This is a genomic window from Streptomyces sp. NPDC101191 (genome assembly GCF_044767915.1).
Lineage (GTDB): Bacteria > Actinomycetota > Actinomycetes > Streptomycetales > Streptomycetaceae > Streptomyces.
In genome coordinates, this window is record NZ_JBIWOU010000004.1 from 94,672 (window position 1) to 110,150 (window position 15,479).

Below are 15,479 nucleotides of genomic sequence, written 5' to 3' on the forward strand. Positions count from 1 at the left end.
GGTCACGCGGTCACGCGTCACGCGGTGAGGCGGCCGGACGGCCACGCGCCGGGCGGCCGGCGCCACGAAGCGGCGCCACGAAGCAGCGGCGTGGCCAGGCGGTTCACTTGGGCCGCACCGTGTCGTCGGTCTTCAGGTCGGCGATCTCTTCCTGGATCTCGGCGAGCTTGTCCGGGCAGTAGATCTCCAGGATCTTGGCCCCGGCGCGCAGCAGACGGGTGTCGGCGATGACCGGCCGCTGCCCGACGAAGGAGGCCCCGTTGGAGAGGTTGATCTTCCAGAGCGCCGTCTTCAGGGCGGAGGCGGGGCTCTTGCAGACGACGCCGCCGTCCGTGCCGAGGACCTGTTCGATGACGTCGGTGTCGGGGCGGGGGTAGCCGGCCGCCACCGCGGCGTCGGCGAGCTGGTTCGCCTTCGCCGCGGACTGGCTGGAGGTCGTGACGGTCGCGTACTTCACGAGACCGGCGACGGCCAGGCCGACCAGCACCACGATCGCGCCGATGTAGATCCACTTGTGCTGGGAGGCGAATTCGGTGGGGCTCATGACGCGTCTCCGTTCTGCTCCGCCGCCGCGGTGCGCCAGCTCGGCTTGCGGAACTTCAGGAAGGCCCAGGGGATCAGGAAGCCGAGGATGAGCAGACCGCCGCCGACGATGGCGATGTACAGCCAGACGCTGCCGCTGCCGAACTGCGAGCTCGGGACGAAGCCGATGCAGAGCGCGGCAAGGGAGGCGAGCAGGCCGACGACGCACAGGACGCCGAGGGCGGGGGCCCGGTAGCCGCGGGGGTGGTCGGGCTGGGTCTTCCGCAGCCGCATCGCCGCGGCGAACATCAGCAGGTAGACGATCAGGTACACCTGCGTGGTGATGACCGAGAAGATCCAGTAGACGCTGGAGACGTTGGGGATCAGCGCGTACCCCAGGGCGATGACGGTGGTGACGACGCCCTGGGTGACCAGGATGTTCTGCTGGATGCCGTACTTGTTGAGCTGCTGCAGGAACGGCGGCAGGTAGCCCTCCTGGCGGGAGATCTCCAGCAGGCCCTTGGACGGTCCGGCCAGCCAGGTCAGCATGCCCGCCAGGGACGCGGAGATCAGCATGACGGCGGCGATCGGGGTGAGCCAGCCGATGTGGAAGTACGAGAAGAAGGCGTCGAAGGCCTGCATCACTCCGGCGGTCAGGCTGAGCTGGTCGGCGGGAACGACCCAGCTGATCGCGAGCGCCGGGAGGATGAAGATCAGCAGCACCAGGCCCGTGGCCAGGAACATCGACTTCGGGTACTCCTTCCCCGGGTCCTTCAGGGAGGAGACGTGGACGGCGTTCATCTCCATGCCGGAGTACGACAGGAAGTTGTTGACGATCAGGACGAGGCTCGCCAGACCGGTCCACTGGGGGAGCAGGTGGGAGGCGGTCATCGGGGCGGCCGAGGGGTTGCCCTGGCCGAGGAAGACCATGCCGAGGACCACGAGCAGGGTGCCGGGGATCAGGGTGCCGATGATCAGGCCCCAACTGGCGAGCCCCGCCAGCGCCTTCGTGCCGCGCGAGGAGATCCACACACCGGTCCAGTAGAGGACCACGATGACGATCGCGGTGTACGGGCCGCTGGAGGCGAGGGCCGGATCGATGATGTAGGCGATGGTGGAGGCGACGAACCCGAGCAGGCTCGGGTAGTAGAAGATCGTCATCGCGAACTGGCACCACACCGCGAGGAATCCGAGCGGCTTGGACAGCCCCTCGCTCACCCACCGGTAGACGCCGCCCGACCATCCCGAGGCCAGCTCCGCCGAGACCAGCGCGGTCGGCAGCAGGAAGACCACCGCCGGGACCAGGTAGAGGAACACGCACGCCAGGCCGTACACGGCCATCGTGGGGGCGGCCCGCAGACTGGCCACCGAGGCGGTGGTCATCAGCGCCAGCGTCACCCACGTCATCATCGGCGTCGCCGGTCTCGTGGCGGCTCGCTCCGGTTGCCTCGGCACGTCCGCCGGAACGTCCATCGATGCCATGGGCTCTCCCTGAAGGCTGGGTGACAGCGGCTCTGTCAGCGTCGGGGCGCCGCCACCCGGACGCACGACGGGCAGGGCCGTCCGGGTCAACGGTCCGGCGGGACCACCCGTCGGCCGCCGCCCCTCACCCGTTCGGACGGCGCGGCATCGCCCCTCCCACCCGACCGGAGCACGCTGGAGGCCGCGGGTGCCAGGAGCGTGGAGGGAGAGGGCCGTGAACCCACGCGCCGCTGGACTGGACGAGCTCACCGGCTTCCTGACCCGGCTGACCCGGCTGCTGCTCGACACCAGCGGGGAGGGCGCCGAGAGCATCGAGGAGACCGTGCGGGCCGCGGCGCGGGGACTGGGCGGCGACGCCGACGTCCTGCTCGTCCCCGACGGGGCCGCGCTGACCGTCACGGCGCGGGACGGCGCCCGCACGGTCACCGTGCGCGGTTTTCCCGAGGTCTTCCGGCTCGACCGGGTCACCGCCCTCAAGCCGCTGGTCGCGGACATCCGGGCGGGAGGCCTGGACGTGCCGGGGGCGGGGCGGCGCCTGGCCCGCATCGAGCAGTCCCCGCCGCCCTACCCGTGGTGGCTGAAGCTGCTCGGCATCGTGCTGTTCTCGCTCGGCTTCGCGCCGCTGATGCAGCCGACCTGGTACGAGGTGGGCACCACCGCCGTACTCGCGACGATCGCGGCCACCCTCGCCGTGGCCGCCGACCGGGTCCCGCGACTGGCCACGGTGCTGCCCGTGGTCGTGTCGACGGTGGTGTCCGTCGTCACCCTGCTGGCCTTCGCCGGCGATGCCGCCCACGGCGGCCCCGTCCTGCTCATGCTGCCGGCGCTGTTCTTCTTCGTCCCGGGCGACTACCTGAGCGCGGCCACCGCCGAACTCGCCGCCGGCCGGATCACCACGGGCGCGGTCCGGCTGGTCTACTCGACCTTCCTGCTGGTCCAGCTCTATGTCGGCGTCCTGCTGGGCCTCGCCCTGACCGGCACCTCCCGCCGCGCGCTCTTCGACGTGGCGGCGGAGGCGGACCTCCCGCGCTGGGCCCTGTTCCTGGCCTGGGTGGTGTTCACGGCGGGCACGGTGCTCGCCTTCGCCGTCCCCCGCAGGTTCTTCTGGGGCCTGCTCGCCCTGGTCTACCTCACGGTCGGTGTGCAGTCCCTGGTCACCGGGCTCGCGGGCGAGGTGGCGGGCACCTTCGTGGCCGCGGCGGTGCTGGCGGCCACGGCGACACTGCTGGGCCGCGCGCCGCACCGGCCGCCCCGTCTGGTGCTGCTCCTCCCCGGCTTCTTCACCCTGACCGTCGGGTCGCTCGGCATGCGCGGCCTGACGACCCTGGCCGGCGGCTATGCCGTCGAGGGCTTCCAGGACCTGCTGAAGCTGGTCACGATCGTCACCGCCATCGCCGTCGGCATGCTGCTCGGGGCGACGCTGGTGCCCGTCACAGACCGACGATCGAGTTCCAGCGCTTCGCGAAAACGGTCCGCTCATCGGCCGTGATGTCCCGGGCGATCGCGAGCCGCTCGCGCATCGCGTCGTCCGGGAAGATCAGGGGGTCCTCGGCGAGCGCGACGCGTTCCTCGTCGCCCGAGTCGGCCAGCACGTCGCGGGCGGCGGGCACCGGGCAGACGTAGTTGACCCACGTGGCGAGCTCGGCGGCGACCTCGGGCTCGTAGTAGTAGTCGACGAGCTGCTCGGCGCTGGTCTTGTGCTGCGCCAGGTTGGGGATCATCAAGGACTCGGCCCACAGCTCGGCGCCCTCCTCGGGCACGACGAACTCGATGTCCGGGTTGTCGGCCTGGAGTTGGATGACGTCGCCGGAGTAGGCCTGGCAGGCGAGCACGTCGCCGGTCGACAGGTCCTTGATGTAGTCGTTGCCGGTGAAGCGGCGGATGTGCTTCTTCCGGACGAGCCCCTCGATCTGCTCGCACAGCGCGTGGAAGTCGTCCGCGGTCCAGCGGGTGACGTCGACGCCGTTGCCCTGCATGAGCAGCGAGAAGGACTCGTCGAGTCCGGACAGCAGGGTGACCCGGCCGCGCAGGTCGTCGGCCCACAGCTCCTTGGTGGAGCGGATCTCGCGGCCGAGCCGCCTGCGGTCGTACGCGATGCCGGTGATGCCGGACTGCCACGGCACGGCGTGCAGCCGGCCCCGGTCGAAGGCGGGCGTGCGCAGCAGCGGGTCCAGGTACCTGGCGACGTTGGGCTGCTTGGCGCGGTCCATCTCCTGCACCCAGCCGAGGCGCACGAAGCGGGCGGCCATCCAGTCGCTGATGACGACGAGGTCCCGGCCGGTCTCCTGGTGGTTCATCAGGGCCGGACCGATCTTGCCGAAGAACTCGTCGTTGTCGTTGATCTCCTCCGTGTAGCGCACGGAGATGCCGGTGCGCTTCCGGAAGGCGTCGAGGGTGGGCCGCCGGGACGGGTCGGCGTCGTCGGTGTCGATGTAGAGCGGCCAGTTGGCGAAGTCGAGCACGCGGTCCCGCGCCGACAGGTCGCGGCCGGCGCGGTCCTCGGGGTCGACGTAGGCGGCGGGCACTCCGCAGCCGGCGAGCAGGGCCGCGGCGCCGCTGCCGCCGATCCCCCGCAGCAGGGCACGACGGGACACGGTCTTCCTGGCGGGTACGTTCGCTGTCACCCCGACAGCATCGTGGGCCCGTCCGACGTGCGGCAATGGACGCTCCGTCGACCGGGACGCCGAGGCCCCGACACCCTGTCGATCACGGGTGCCGGGGCCTCGGGTCCGGGCGGATCAGCCCAGGGAGGTCATCACGTGCTTGATGCGCGTGTAGTCCTCGAAGCCGTACGCGGAGAGGTCCTTGCCGTAGCCGGACTTCTTGTAACCGCCGTGCGGCATCTCGGCGACGAGCGGGATGTGGGTGTTGATCCACACACAGCCGAAGTCGAGCGACTTGGACATCCGCATGGCGCGGGCGTGGTCCTTGGTCCAGACGGAGGAGGCCAGGGCGTACTCGACGCCGTTGGCGAACTCCAGGGCCTGCGCCTCGTCGGTGAAGGACTGGACCGTGATGACCGGGCCGAAGACCTCGTTCTGGACGATCTCGTCGTCCTGCTTGAGGCCGGAGACGACGGTCGGGGCGAAGAAGTAGCCCTTGTCGCCGACCCGGTGGCCACCGGCCTCGACCTTGGCGTGCGCCGGGAGGCGGTCGATGAAGCCGCTGACCTGCTTGAGCTGGTTGGCGTTGTTCAGCGGGCCGTACAGCACGTCCTCGTCGTCCGGCTGCCCGGTCTTCGTGTCGGTCGCGGCCTTGGCGAGCGCGGCCACGAACTCGTCGTGGATCGACTCGTGGACCAGCACGCGGGTCGCGGCGGTGCAGTCCTGGCCGGCGTTGAAGTAGCCGGCGACGGCGATGTCCTCGACGGCCTTGGCGATGTCGGTGTCCTCGAAGACCACGACGGGGGCCTTGCCGCCCAGCTCCAGGTGGACGCGCTTGACGTCCTTGGAGGCCGACTCGGCGACCTGCATGCCGGCGCGGACCGAACCGGTGATGGACGCCATCGCCGGGGTCGGGTGCTCGACCATGGCGCGGCCGGTCTCGCGGTCGCCGCAGACGACGTTGAAGACGCCCTTGGGGACGATCGCGCCGATGATCTCGGCCATCAGCACCGTGGAGGCCGGGGTGGTGTCCGAGGGCTTGAGGACGACCGTGTTGCCCGCGGCGAGGGCCGGGGCGAACTTCCACACGGCCATCATCATCGGGTAGTTCCACGGCGCGACCTGGGCACAGACGCCCACCGGCTCGCGGCGGACGATCGAGGTCATGCCCTCCATGTACTCGCCGGCCGACTTGCCCTCGAGCATCCGGGCGGCACCCGCGAAGAAGCGGATCTGGTCCACCATCGGCGGGATCTCTTCGCTCGCGGTGAGGGCGACCGGCTTGCCGGTGTTCTGCACCTCGGCGGCGATCAGGTCCTCGGCGCGCTCCTCGAAGGCGTCCGCGATCTTGAGGAGCACCTTCTGGCGCTCCGACGGCGTGGTGTCACGCCAGGCGGGGAAGGCGGCCGCGGCGGCCTCCATGGCGGCGTCGACGTCGGTCTGGCCGGACAGCGGGGAGGTGGCGTACACCTCACCGGTGGCCGGGTTGATCACGTCGATCGTGCGGCCGTCGGCCGCATCCCGGAACTCCCCGTTGATGTAGTTGCGCAGCCGGCGCAGCTCGGTGGTCACTTGCCACCCCTCCTGTCACGTTCTGTCTCCGCACTCCATCGTGCGGTGTCCCGATGGGCGAGACACCTCAGCCTAATCGGTCCACTGACGCTTTCAACAGGCCCGACCCCCCGCAACTTCGGATTCGGTGAGATCAGACAGCTCGAACAACGAATTTCATCGCTCTGGGCTTGCAAGAACGACGAGGTTCGGTGCACAGTGTGGTCGTGGCCAGTCGAAGCACAGAGTCCAGAACCGCATCCGGTTCGTCCCCGACGATCGATGCCGTCTCCCTGGCGATCATCGAACAGCTCCAGGAGGACGGTCGCCGTCCCTACGCGGCGATCGGCAAGGCCGTCGGCCTTTCCGAGGCCGCCGTGAGGCAGCGCGTCCAGAAGCTGCTCGACCAGGGCGTCATGCAGATCGTCGCCGTCACCGACCCGCTCACCGTGGGATTCCGGCGGCAGGCAATGGTCGGCATCAACGTCGAGGGTGACCTTGATCCGGTTGCGGACGCTCTGACGGCCATGGCCGAATGCGAGTACGTGGTGATGACCGCGGGCTCGTTCGACCTCATGGTGGAAGTCGTCTGCGAGGACGACGACCACCTCCTGGATGTGATCAACAAGCGCATCCGCACCCTCCCCGGGGTGCGCTCCACCGAGAGCTTCGTCTACCTGAAGCTCAAGAAGCAGACCTATATGTGGGGAACCCGATAGCCGTGAGCAACTCCGACCTGTCAAAGTCCGCCTACGACCACCTGTGGATGCACTTCACCCGCATGTCGTCGTACGAGAACAACCCCGTGCCCACCATCGTCCGCGGTGAGGGCACGTACATCTACGACGACAAGGGCAGGAAGTACCTCGACGGACTCGCCGGCCTGTTCGTCGTGCAGGCCGGACACGGCCGCACCGAGCTCGCCGAGACGGCCGCCAAGCAGGCCAAGGAGCTCGCCTTCTTCCCGGTGTGGTCCTACGCCCACCCGAAGGCCGTCGAGCTGGCGGAGCGCCTCGCCAACGAGGCCCCGGGCGACCTGAACAAGGTCTTCTTCACCACCGGTGGCGGCGAGGCGGTCGAGACCGCCTGGAAGCTCGCCAAGCAGTACTTCAAGCTCATCGGCAAGCCCACCAAGTACAAGGTCATCTCGCGTGCGGTCGCCTACCACGGCACCCCGCAGGGCGCCCTGTCCATCACCGGTCTGCCCGGCCTGAAGGCCCCCTTCGAGCCGCTGGTCCCCGGCGCGCACAAGGTGCCGAACACCAACATCTACCGCGCGCCGCTCTTCGGCGACGACCCGGAGGCCTTCGGCCGCTGGGCCGCCGACCAGATCGAGCAGCAGATCCTCTTCGAGGGCCCCGACACCGTCGCGGCCGTCTTCCTGGAGCCGGTGCAGAACGCCGGCGGCTGCTTCCCGCCGCCGCCCGGGTACTTCCAGCGGGTCCGCGAGATCTGCGACCAGTACGACGTGCTGCTCGTCTCCGACGAGGTCATCTGCGCCTTCGGCCGCCTCGGCACCACCTTCGCGTGCGACAAGTTCGGCTACGTGCCGGACATGATCACCTGCGCGAAGGGCATGACCTCGGGCTACTCCCCGATCGGCGCCTGCATCGTCTCCGACCGCCTCGCCGAGCCGTTCTACAAGGGCGACAACACCTTCCTGCACGGCTACACCTTCGGCGGCCACCCGGTCTCCGCGGCCGTGGGCCTCGCCAACCTCGACATCTTCGAGAAGGAGAAGCTCAACCAGCACGTGCTGGACAACGAGGGCAACTTCCTCTCCACGCTGCAGAAGCTGCACGACCTGCCGATCGTCGGCGACGTCCGCGGCAACGGCTTCTTCTACGGCATCGAGCTCGTCAAGGACAAGGTCACCAAGCAGTCGTTCAACGACGAGGAGACCGAGCGCGTCCTGTACGGCTTCCTCTCGAAGGCGCTCTTCGAGAACGGCCTGTACTGCCGCGCCGACGACCGTGGGGACCCGGTCATCCAGCTGGCTCCGCCGCTGATCTCGGACCAGTCCACGTTCGACGAGATCGAGCAGATCCTCCGCGCCACCCTCACCGAGGCCTGGACGAAGCTGTAAGCGGTCTCGACGCGCGCCACGCCGCCCTCACGGCGTGACCCCGGCCCGGGCATGCCTCCATCCGAGTGGATGGCGGCGGCCCGGGCCGCGTGCTGTCCGTACAAACCGATCTGAATCCTTACGGTGCCGGGAAGACCCCCAGTGACCGACCGGCCCGCCGATTCGTTCCCCCATCCAGGGGAACGGACACGAACTGGCTTCGACATCGAGGTGTACGCGATGGCCCCACCGGACAACGACGTGCTCTGGGCGCGTTCCCTGCGCTGCGCCCTGGGCGGCTCGGACGTACTGACGGGCGTGTCCGTCGGTGTGCGCGAGGGCGAGATCCTCGCCCTCGTCGGACCCCGCGGCAGCGGCAAGACCACCCTCATGCGCTGCCTCTCCGGCCAGCTGGTCGCCGATCAGGGCGAGGTCTGGTTCAACAGCACCCCGATCCACACCATGAGCGTGACCCAGCGCGAACGGCTCCGCCGCGACCGCTTCGGCTGGATCGACCCCGAACCGGAACTCGTCCCCGAGCTCACCGGCTGGGAGAACGCCGCCCTGCCCCTCCTGCTGCGCGGGGTGTCCCACCGGGCGGCCAAGACCACCGCCGGCGAGTGGCTGGAGCGCCTCGACATCGGCGCCTGCGCCCGCAAGCGCCCGCACGCGCTCACCCGGTCGCAGCGCCAGCGCATCGCCATCGCCCGCGCCCTCGTGACCACGCCCTCGGTGCTCTTCGCCGACGAGCCGACCGCCACCCTGCACCGCGCCGACGGCGCGCAGGTGCTGCGCACCCTCACCGCCGCGGCCCGCTCCCACCGCATCACCGTGCTCCTCGCGACCCACGACGCCGGGGTCGCCGGCCTCGCCGACGGCACCGTCACGCTCCTCGACGGACGCCGCGTCGGCTCCGTACCACCGGCCACCGGGGCGGAGGGCGTCGCCGCGTGCTCGCTCTCCGTCTAGTCCGCGGGACCCACCCCGTCGTCCAGCTCCGCCGCCTGCTCGTGGCGGCGGCGGCCGCCGGAGTGGGCTTCCTGCTGCTGTGCGCCCTCGGCTACGCCGTCGGACACCCCGCGGACCCCGCGGGCGTGCTCCGCCTGGTGTGGTGCGTGCTGCCGCTCGCCGCGACGGTGCAGTTCGCGGTGGCCGTGGCCCGGACGGACCCCAGCACCCGGCCGCGCCCCGGCCTCTCCGCGATCGGCCTCGGTCCGGCCCGCCTCACCGCCATCGCCGCGGCCTCCACCGGCGTCGCCTGCACCCTCGGCTCGGCCGTCGCGCTGCTCTTCTACCTGCACCTGCGCGGCGACATCACCGGCCTCCCCTTCGACGGCGCGGCCGCCGGCCTGCTCGCCGCCGACCGGCCGGTCCCCCTCGCGGCGGCCCTGACCCTGCTCTCCGTCGTCCCGGTGGCCGGCGCCGCGGCGGCGGGCCTCTCCCTGCGCCCGCGGAAGGCACCGGCGGAGGCTCCGGGCATGCCCTCCGGCCTGCCCTGGGGCGTGGCGCTCCTCGCCCTCGGCCTGGCCGTGGAGACCTACGCGGCCCGCGGCGACGGCGGCGGCGTCCTCGCCGGGTGGATCCTGACCGCGGTCGGCCTCGCGATGATGGGCCCCGGCCTCACCCACGGGTGCGGCCGCCTGCTCCAGATGATCCGCCCCGGCGCCGTCCGCCTGCTCGCGGGCCGGGTCCTGATGGACGAGGCCCGCCGCATCGGCCGCCCCCTCGGCGTGGTCTGCGCGGTCGGCTCCGGCGCGGTGGCCGCCCTCTCCTTCTACGGCGGCCAGGTCCTCGGCCCGCTGACCTGGCTGGGCGTGATCCTCGTCGTCGGCTGCACCACGGCCACCCTCCTCACCGCGGCCCTGGAGTCGAAGCAGGCCCGCACCCACACCACCGAGGCCCTCCTCCGGCTCGGCGCCCCGCCCACGGTCCTGCGCACCACGGCCCTGCTCCGCGCCGGCGTGCTCCTCGCCGTCTTCCTCCCCCTCACCTGGGCGGTGGGCGCGCTGGCGGCGGTTCCCCTGCGGGGCTGACCGGCGCGTCCGAAGGCAGGCGCGCCTATCGTGGGCGCATGGCGACGCAGCGGCAGGACCGGGAGATCCACTCGCTCGACGAGTTCGACGCGGCGCTCGGCTCGCACGCGTCCCTGGCCGGCTGCCGGGTCCAGTCCGTCGACCTCACCGACCGCACCTTCGCGCTGCTGTCCGTCCCCACCGGCGCCGCCGTCTTCCTGGGCTGCGCCATGCAGCCGGAGGCCGCGACCAAGGTCCGCGCGGACGGGGCGCTGGTCTTCCCGCCCGTGCCGGACCTGCCGTTCGATCCCTACCGGGCGCGGCTCTACTCCCCCGGGGAACTGTTCGAGGGCATCACGGGCCACCCGTACGAGGAGACCCCGGACGCCCGCTCCTACGCCTGGTTCCAGCGGACCAAGGCCGACGGCGACATCTTCTCCTCGATGCTCCGGTCCCTCCACGACGACGCTCTCTCGGACGCGCTCGACGAACACCTGGCCGGCGCGCGGGTCGTCGGCGTCATGGGCGGGCACCGGATGGACCGCGGCACCGACGCGTACGCCGGGGCCGCGCGGCTCGGCCGGACCCTGGCCCGTTCGGGCCTGACCGTCGCGACGGGCGGCGGCCCGGGCGCCATGGAGGCCGCCAACCTCGGCGCCTACACCGCCCCGCTGCCGGACGCCGTCCTGGACGAGGCCCTGGAACTCCTCGCGAAGGCACCCTCGTTCATCCCGTCCGTGACGGACTGGGCCCGCGCCGCCTTCGAGGTACGCTCCCGCTGGCCGCGCGGCGGCGCCTCGGTCGGCATCCCCACCTGGTTCTACGGGCACGAGCCCCCGAACGCCTTCGCGTCGCACATCGCCAAGTACTTCGCCAACGCCATCCGCGAGGACGGTCTGCTCGCCCGCTCCACCGCGGGCGTGGTCTTCCTCCCCGGTGCGGCCGGCACCGTCCAGGAGATCTTCGACGACGCGACCCCGAACTACTACTCCTCGCGCGGCGCCCCCACCCCGATGGTCCTGGTGAACCGCGCCCACTGGACCGAGGACCTGCCCGCCTGGCCCCTCCTCCGGGCCCTGGCCTCCGACCGCCCGATGGCGGCCCGCATCGCCCTGGTCGACTCGATCGACGAGGCACCGGAGGCACTGGCCCGGCTGGGGGCGTGACGGGGCCGCGGCCCGGCACGTGGCGAGGACGCCGCGGGGGTGGGCGAGGACGCGGTAGGGGTCGTAGGCGGGCGCGTTCGGCCTCGCAGGCGGGCGCGTTCGGCGTCGTACGCGAGGACGCGGCCGAGGGGTACGCGAGAACGCGTTCGGCCTCGCAGGCGAGGACACGACCGCGGCGTACGCGGGGACGTCGGAACGCCGGGGGCGCGGTCGGCGGTTACGCCTCGTCGAGGACCACGACGTCCTCCGCGCGGAAGTCCACGTCGACCTCCGCGCCCTGGTCCGGCGCCTCCCTGAGCGTGAACTCCGCCTCCAGCAAGGGGCCTTCGGCGGGACGCAGAGTGGTGGCCACACGGTCGCCGCGGAAGGTGCGGGTCTGGACGCGGCAGGCCAGGCCCTCGCCGGGAGGGACGAGGCGGACCCCGGCGGGGCGCACGAGGAGCCGGCGGTCGCCCTGGGGCGAGCCGTCGGGGACGGGGATCTTGCCCCACGGGGAGTCGGCCGCGGCGGCGGTGACCGTGGCGGGGACGACGTTGTCGAAGCCGAGGAAGCGCGCGACGAACTCGGAGGCGGGACGCCGCCACACGTCGAGCGGCGTACCGGTCTGGGCGATCCGGCCGTCGTTCATCACGACGACCCGGTCGGCAAGGGCGAAGGCCTCGCCCTGGTCGTGGGTGACCGCCAGCACCGTCGTCCCCAACTGCCCGAACAGCTGCCGCAGTTCGATGACGAGACGTTCCCGCAGACTGCGGTCGAGCTGGCCGAGGGGCTCGTCGAGCATGAGCAGCCGGGGCCGCGGCGCGAGCGCCCGGGCGAGGGCGACGCGCTGCTGCTCACCGCCCGAGAGGGCGGAGACGGCCCGGCGGCCCGCTCCGGGCAGACCGACGAGCTCCAGCAACTCCCCCACCCGCGCCGCCTGTTCGGCCCTGGACGCGCCGCGCATACGCAGACCGAAGGCGACGTTGCCGGCCACGTCCCGCTGCGGGAAGAGCTGATGGTCCTGGAACATCAGGCCCACCCCACGCCGGTGCACCGGCACCCCGGCCTGGTCGGCACCGCCGAGCAGCACCCGGCCGGCGGACAGCGGCTGGAGACCGGCGACCGCCCGCAGCAGGGTGGACTTGCCGCTGCCGCTGGGCCCGAGCACGCACACGATCTCGTGGTCGGCGACGTCGAGGTCCACCGCGTCGAGGACGGCCCGCGCCCCGAAACGTACGGTCGCCCGGTCCAGCGTCAGCATCAGAACTCCCCCGGGGTACGGTCGGTGCGCAGGCGTTCGAGCAGCAGCAAGGACACCGCGCACACCACCATGAGAATCGTCGAAAGGGCCATGGCCTGGCCGTAGTTGAGCTCGCCCGGCCGGTTGAGGAGCCGGGCCACGGCGACCGGCAGCGTCGGGTTGTCGGGGCGGGCGATGAACACCGTCGCGCCGAACTCGCCGAGGGACACCGCGAAGGCGAAGCCGGCGGCGATGAGCAGCGCGCGCCGCACGAGCGGCAGGTCGACCTCGCGCCAGGCCCGCCATCGCGAGGCCCCCAGGACCGCGGCCGCCTCCCGGAGCCGCTCGTCGACGGCGCGCAGCACCGGCAGCATGGTCCGGACGACGAAGGGGACGCCGACGAGGGCCTGCGCGAGCGGGACGAGGATCCAGCTGGCGCGCAGGTCGAGCGGCGGCTCGTCGAGGGTGATGAGGAAACCGAAGCCGACGGTGACGGCGGACACCCCGAGCGGCAGCATCAGCAGCGCGTCGAAGCCGCGGACCAGCCGGTCGGCCATGGGGGTCCCCCCGTTCGACCGAAGCCGGGAGCGGGAGAGGGTGAGCGCGGCCGCGGCCAGGCCGCCGATGACGACGGCGATGCCGGTCGCGGCGAGCGCGTACTGGAGCGAGTTGACGATCGTCTCGGTCATCGGCACGAGGAAGGTGCCGTGGTCGTCGACCCGCTGGAGCGCCCGGTAGTAGTCCAGCCCGTAGCCGGTGGGGGTGGCGAGGGAGCGCTCGACGAGCACGCCCAGCGGGGCCAGGATCAGCAGCGCGATCGAAAGGAGAACGGCTCCCAGCAGCGCCCACTGCCCGGCGCCGCGCGGCCGGCGGGCGGTGCGCTCGGCCGGCACCAGCTTCAGGGCGGTCTCCCGGCGTCGCACGGTCCGCGCGTGCACGGCCAGGACCACGCCGACCGCGACGAACTGCACCATCGTGAGGACGGCGGCCGTCGACAGCTGGAGCCGGTCCGCGGTCTGCCGGTAGATCTCCGTCTCCAGCGTGGAGTACGCGGGACCGCCGAGGATCTGCACGATGCCGAAGGAGCTCGCGGTGAACAGGAACACCATCAGCGCGGCGGACGCGACCGCCGGACCGAGCGCGGGCAGCGTCACCGTGCGCCAGGCCCGCCACCGGGATGCGCCGAGCACCCGCGCGGCCTCCTCCTGGCGGGGGTCGAGCTGCGACCACAGGCCGCCGACCGTGCGCACGACGACGGCGTAGTTGAAGAAGACATGGGCGATGAGGATCGCCCACACCGAGGTGTCGAGCCTGACGCCCCACCACGTGTCGAGCAGTCCGCGCCGCCCCACGAGGGCCAGGAACGCCGTCCCGACCATGACCGTGGGCAGCACGAACGGCACGGTGACCACCGCCCGCAGGATCCGCTTGCCGGGGAAGTCGAACCGGGCGAACACGAACGCGCCGGGCAGCGCCACGAGCAGGGTGAGCGCCGTGGAGGCGAGCGCCTGCCACAGCGTGAACCACAGGACGTCGAGGATCTCCGGCCGGGCCAGCGTCTCTCCGAACCGGCCCAGCTCCCAGTGGCCGTCCGGCCTGAGCCCGCGCTCGACGATCGAGGCGACGGGCCAGGCGAAGAAGACCGCGAAGAACGCGACGGGCAGCACCATGAGGGCCAGCCGCGCCGCGCTCCCCGCGCGGTCCGCTCGGGCGGGGGCTACTTCAGAACGAGCGAGGTCCACTGCTCGATCCACTGGTCGCGGTTCTGGGCGATCTTGTCGGGCGCCATGGTCTGCGGCTTGTCGATCACCACTCCGTGCTTGGTGAACAGCTCGGGCAGGGTGGCGTCGTTGGTGACCGGGTTGACGAACATCTGCAGCGGCATGTCGTCCTGGAACTTCTTGGAGATCAGGAAGTCGATCAGCGCCTTGCCGCCCTCGGGGTTCTTCGCCCCGTTCAGGAGGCCGGCGAACTCGGTCTGGCGGAAGCAGGTGCCGGTGGAGACGCCGGTCGGGGCCACCTTCGGCTGCGGCTGGGCGTACAGCACCTCGACCGGCGGGGAGGAGGCGTACGAGACGACCAGCGGGCGGTCGCCCTTGGCCTGCTTGCCGCCGGCGGAGCCGGAGAACTCCTGGTTGTAGGCCAGCTCCCAGCTGTCGACGGTCTTCACGCCGTTGGCCCTGAGCTTCTTCCAGTAGTCCTGCCAGCCGGCGTCGCCGTACTGCGCGGCCGTGCCGAGCAGGAAACCGAGGCCCGGTGAGGAACGCTCGGGGTTCTCGACGACCAGCAGGTTCTTGTACTCGGGCTTGGCCAGGTCGTCGAAGGTCTGCGGCGGCGCCAGCTTCTTGTCGGCGAAGTACTGCTTGTCGTAGTTGACGCAGATGTCACCGGTGTCTATCGGGGTGACCCGGTGCTCCTTGTCGAGCTGCAGCGCGGCCGGGACCCGGGCGAGGCCCTTGGCCTCGTACGGCATGAAGATGCCGTTGTCGAGGGCGCGGGACAGCAGCGTGTTGTCCACGCCGAAGAAGACGTCGCCCTGCGGGGCGCCCTTGGTGAGGATCTCCTTGTTGACGGCCTCGCCGGCGTCGCCGCTCTTGAGGACCTTGACCGTGAGACCGGTCTGCCGGGTGAACTCCGCCAGCACCTCCTTGGAGGCGTTGAACGAGTCGTGGCTGACCAGGGTGACGGTCTTCGGCGCGGGCGTGCCGGTGGCCTTGCCCTTGTCGCCGTCCCCGCCGCCGCAGGCGGCGAGGGTGGTGACGCCGAGCGCCGCGACGAGCGCGGCGGCGGCGGCCTTCTTGGTGTTCACGTGAAGTTCCTCCTGGGTGTGACCAGGAAGAGACGCGGCCCTGCCCGCGT

13 protein-coding genes are annotated in these 15,479 nt (G+C 71.5%); 6 read left to right on the top strand and 7 right to left on the bottom strand.

Features of this window, described 5'->3' with window-relative positions:
• Window positions 1–103: 103 nt before the first annotated feature.
• Together ACIRQF_RS17130 and ACIRQF_RS17135 are read right to left on the bottom strand one after the other, a co-directional pair.
• A complete protein-coding gene (locus ACIRQF_RS17130) occupies window positions 104–544 on the bottom strand; it encodes a hypothetical protein (protein WP_404093018.1) in 441 nt (146 codons plus the stop codon).
• The gene (locus ACIRQF_RS17135) at window positions 541–2,004 is read right to left on the bottom strand and encodes an APC family permease (RefSeq protein ID WP_404093021.1); all 1,464 of its coding nucleotides are present in this window, start codon (window positions 2,002–2,004) and stop codon (window positions 541–543) included. The genes ACIRQF_RS17130 and ACIRQF_RS17135 overlap by 4 nt, the downstream gene beginning before the upstream one ends.
• 214 nt (window positions 2,005–2,218) lie before the next feature.
• Here ACIRQF_RS17135 and ACIRQF_RS17140 point away from each other — a divergent pair, with 214 nt between their 5' ends.
• Window positions 2,219–3,493 carry a threonine/serine exporter family protein gene (locus tag ACIRQF_RS17140; protein ID WP_404093024.1) on the top strand — a complete coding sequence of 425 codons (1,275 nt, stop codon included), beginning with the start codon at window positions 2,219–2,221 and terminating at the stop codon, window positions 3,491–3,493.
• Here ACIRQF_RS17140 and ACIRQF_RS17145 read toward each other — a convergent pair.
• Window positions 3,435–4,598 (bottom strand): PotD/PotF family extracellular solute-binding protein, encoded by a 1,164-nt coding sequence (locus tag ACIRQF_RS17145; protein ID WP_404093616.1) that lies wholly within the window; start codon window positions 4,596–4,598, stop codon window positions 3,435–3,437. The two genes, ACIRQF_RS17140 and ACIRQF_RS17145, sit on opposite strands and share 59 nt — an antisense overlap.
• 144 nt (window positions 4,599–4,742) lie before the next feature.
• A complete protein-coding gene (locus ACIRQF_RS17150) occupies window positions 4,743–6,179 on the bottom strand; it encodes a gamma-aminobutyraldehyde dehydrogenase (protein WP_376636536.1) in 1,437 nt (478 codons plus the stop codon).
• 206 nt (window positions 6,180–6,385) lie between these two features.
• On the opposite strand from ACIRQF_RS17150, the gene ACIRQF_RS17155 reads away from it, so the two are divergent.
• The 5 genes from ACIRQF_RS17155 (at window position 6,386) to ACIRQF_RS17175 (ending at window position 11,401) form a co-directional block, all read left to right on the top strand.
• The gene (locus ACIRQF_RS17155; protein ID WP_376636538.1) at window positions 6,386–6,877 is read left to right on the top strand and encodes an Lrp/AsnC family transcriptional regulator; all 492 of its coding nucleotides are present in this window, start codon (window positions 6,386–6,388) and stop codon (window positions 6,875–6,877) included.
• A 2-nt stretch (window positions 6,878–6,879) separates the two neighbouring features.
• Entirely contained in the window at window positions 6,880–8,244 is a 1,365-nt protein-coding gene (locus ACIRQF_RS17160; protein WP_376636540.1) for an aspartate aminotransferase family protein, read from the top strand.
• Window positions 8,245–8,463: 219 nt separating this feature from the next.
• Window positions 8,464–9,192, top strand: a complete 729-nt coding sequence (locus tag ACIRQF_RS17165; RefSeq protein WP_382477992.1) for an ABC transporter ATP-binding protein — start codon at window positions 8,464–8,466, stop codon at window positions 9,190–9,192.
• The gene (locus tag ACIRQF_RS17170; RefSeq protein ID WP_382477990.1) at window positions 9,174–10,256 is read left to right on the top strand and encodes a hypothetical protein; all 1,083 of its coding nucleotides are present in this window, start codon (window positions 9,174–9,176) and stop codon (window positions 10,254–10,256) included. The genes ACIRQF_RS17165 and ACIRQF_RS17170 overlap by 19 nt, the downstream gene beginning before the upstream one ends.
• Window positions 10,257–10,294: 38 nt before the next feature.
• A complete protein-coding gene (locus ACIRQF_RS17175) occupies window positions 10,295–11,401 on the top strand; it encodes an LOG family protein (protein WP_404093029.1) in 1,107 nt (368 codons plus the stop codon).
• 217 nt (window positions 11,402–11,618) lie between these two features.
• On the opposite strand, the gene ACIRQF_RS17180 is transcribed toward ACIRQF_RS17175, so the two are convergent.
• Genes ACIRQF_RS17180 through ACIRQF_RS17190 form a run of 3 tightly spaced genes read right to left on the bottom strand, consistent with a single transcriptional unit; the run spans window position 11,619 to window position 15,429 of the window.
• A complete protein-coding gene (locus ACIRQF_RS17180) occupies window positions 11,619–12,641 on the bottom strand; it encodes an ABC transporter ATP-binding protein (RefSeq protein ID WP_404093031.1) in 1,023 nt (340 codons plus the stop codon).
• Complete coding sequence (locus tag ACIRQF_RS17185; RefSeq protein WP_404093033.1) at window positions 12,641–14,362, bottom strand: ABC transporter permease; 1,722 nt, start codon at window positions 14,360–14,362, stop codon at window positions 12,641–12,643. The genes ACIRQF_RS17180 and ACIRQF_RS17185 overlap by 1 nt, the downstream gene beginning before the upstream one ends.
• On the bottom strand, window positions 14,338–15,429 hold the full coding sequence (locus ACIRQF_RS17190) for a thiamine ABC transporter substrate binding subunit (RefSeq protein ID WP_404093036.1): 1,092 nt from the start codon (window positions 15,427–15,429) through the stop codon (window positions 14,338–14,340). Before ACIRQF_RS17190 ends, ACIRQF_RS17185 begins: the two co-directional genes overlap by 25 nt.
• Window positions 15,430–15,479 lie beyond the last annotated feature (50 nt).

Excerpts from the sequence above, each read along its gene's own strand:
- ACIRQF_RS17130 (WP_404093018.1), bottom strand. The coding sequence starts at position 544 with ATGAGCCCCACCGAATTCGCCTCCCAGCACAAGTGGATCTACATCGGC.
- ACIRQF_RS17135 (WP_404093021.1), bottom strand. The coding sequence starts at position 2,004 with ATGGCATCGATGGACGTTCCGGCGGACGTGCCGAGGCAACCGGAGCGA.
- ACIRQF_RS17165 (WP_382477992.1), top strand. The coding sequence starts at position 8,464 with ATGGCCCCACCGGACAACGACGTGCTCTGGGCGCGTTCCCTGCGCTGC.
- ACIRQF_RS17175 (WP_404093029.1), top strand. The coding sequence starts at position 10,295 with ATGGCGACGCAGCGGCAGGACCGGGAGATCCACTCGCTCGACGAGTTC.
- ACIRQF_RS17180 (WP_404093031.1), bottom strand. The coding sequence starts at position 12,641 with ATGCTGACGCTGGACCGGGCGACCGTACGTTTCGGGGCGCGGGCCGTC.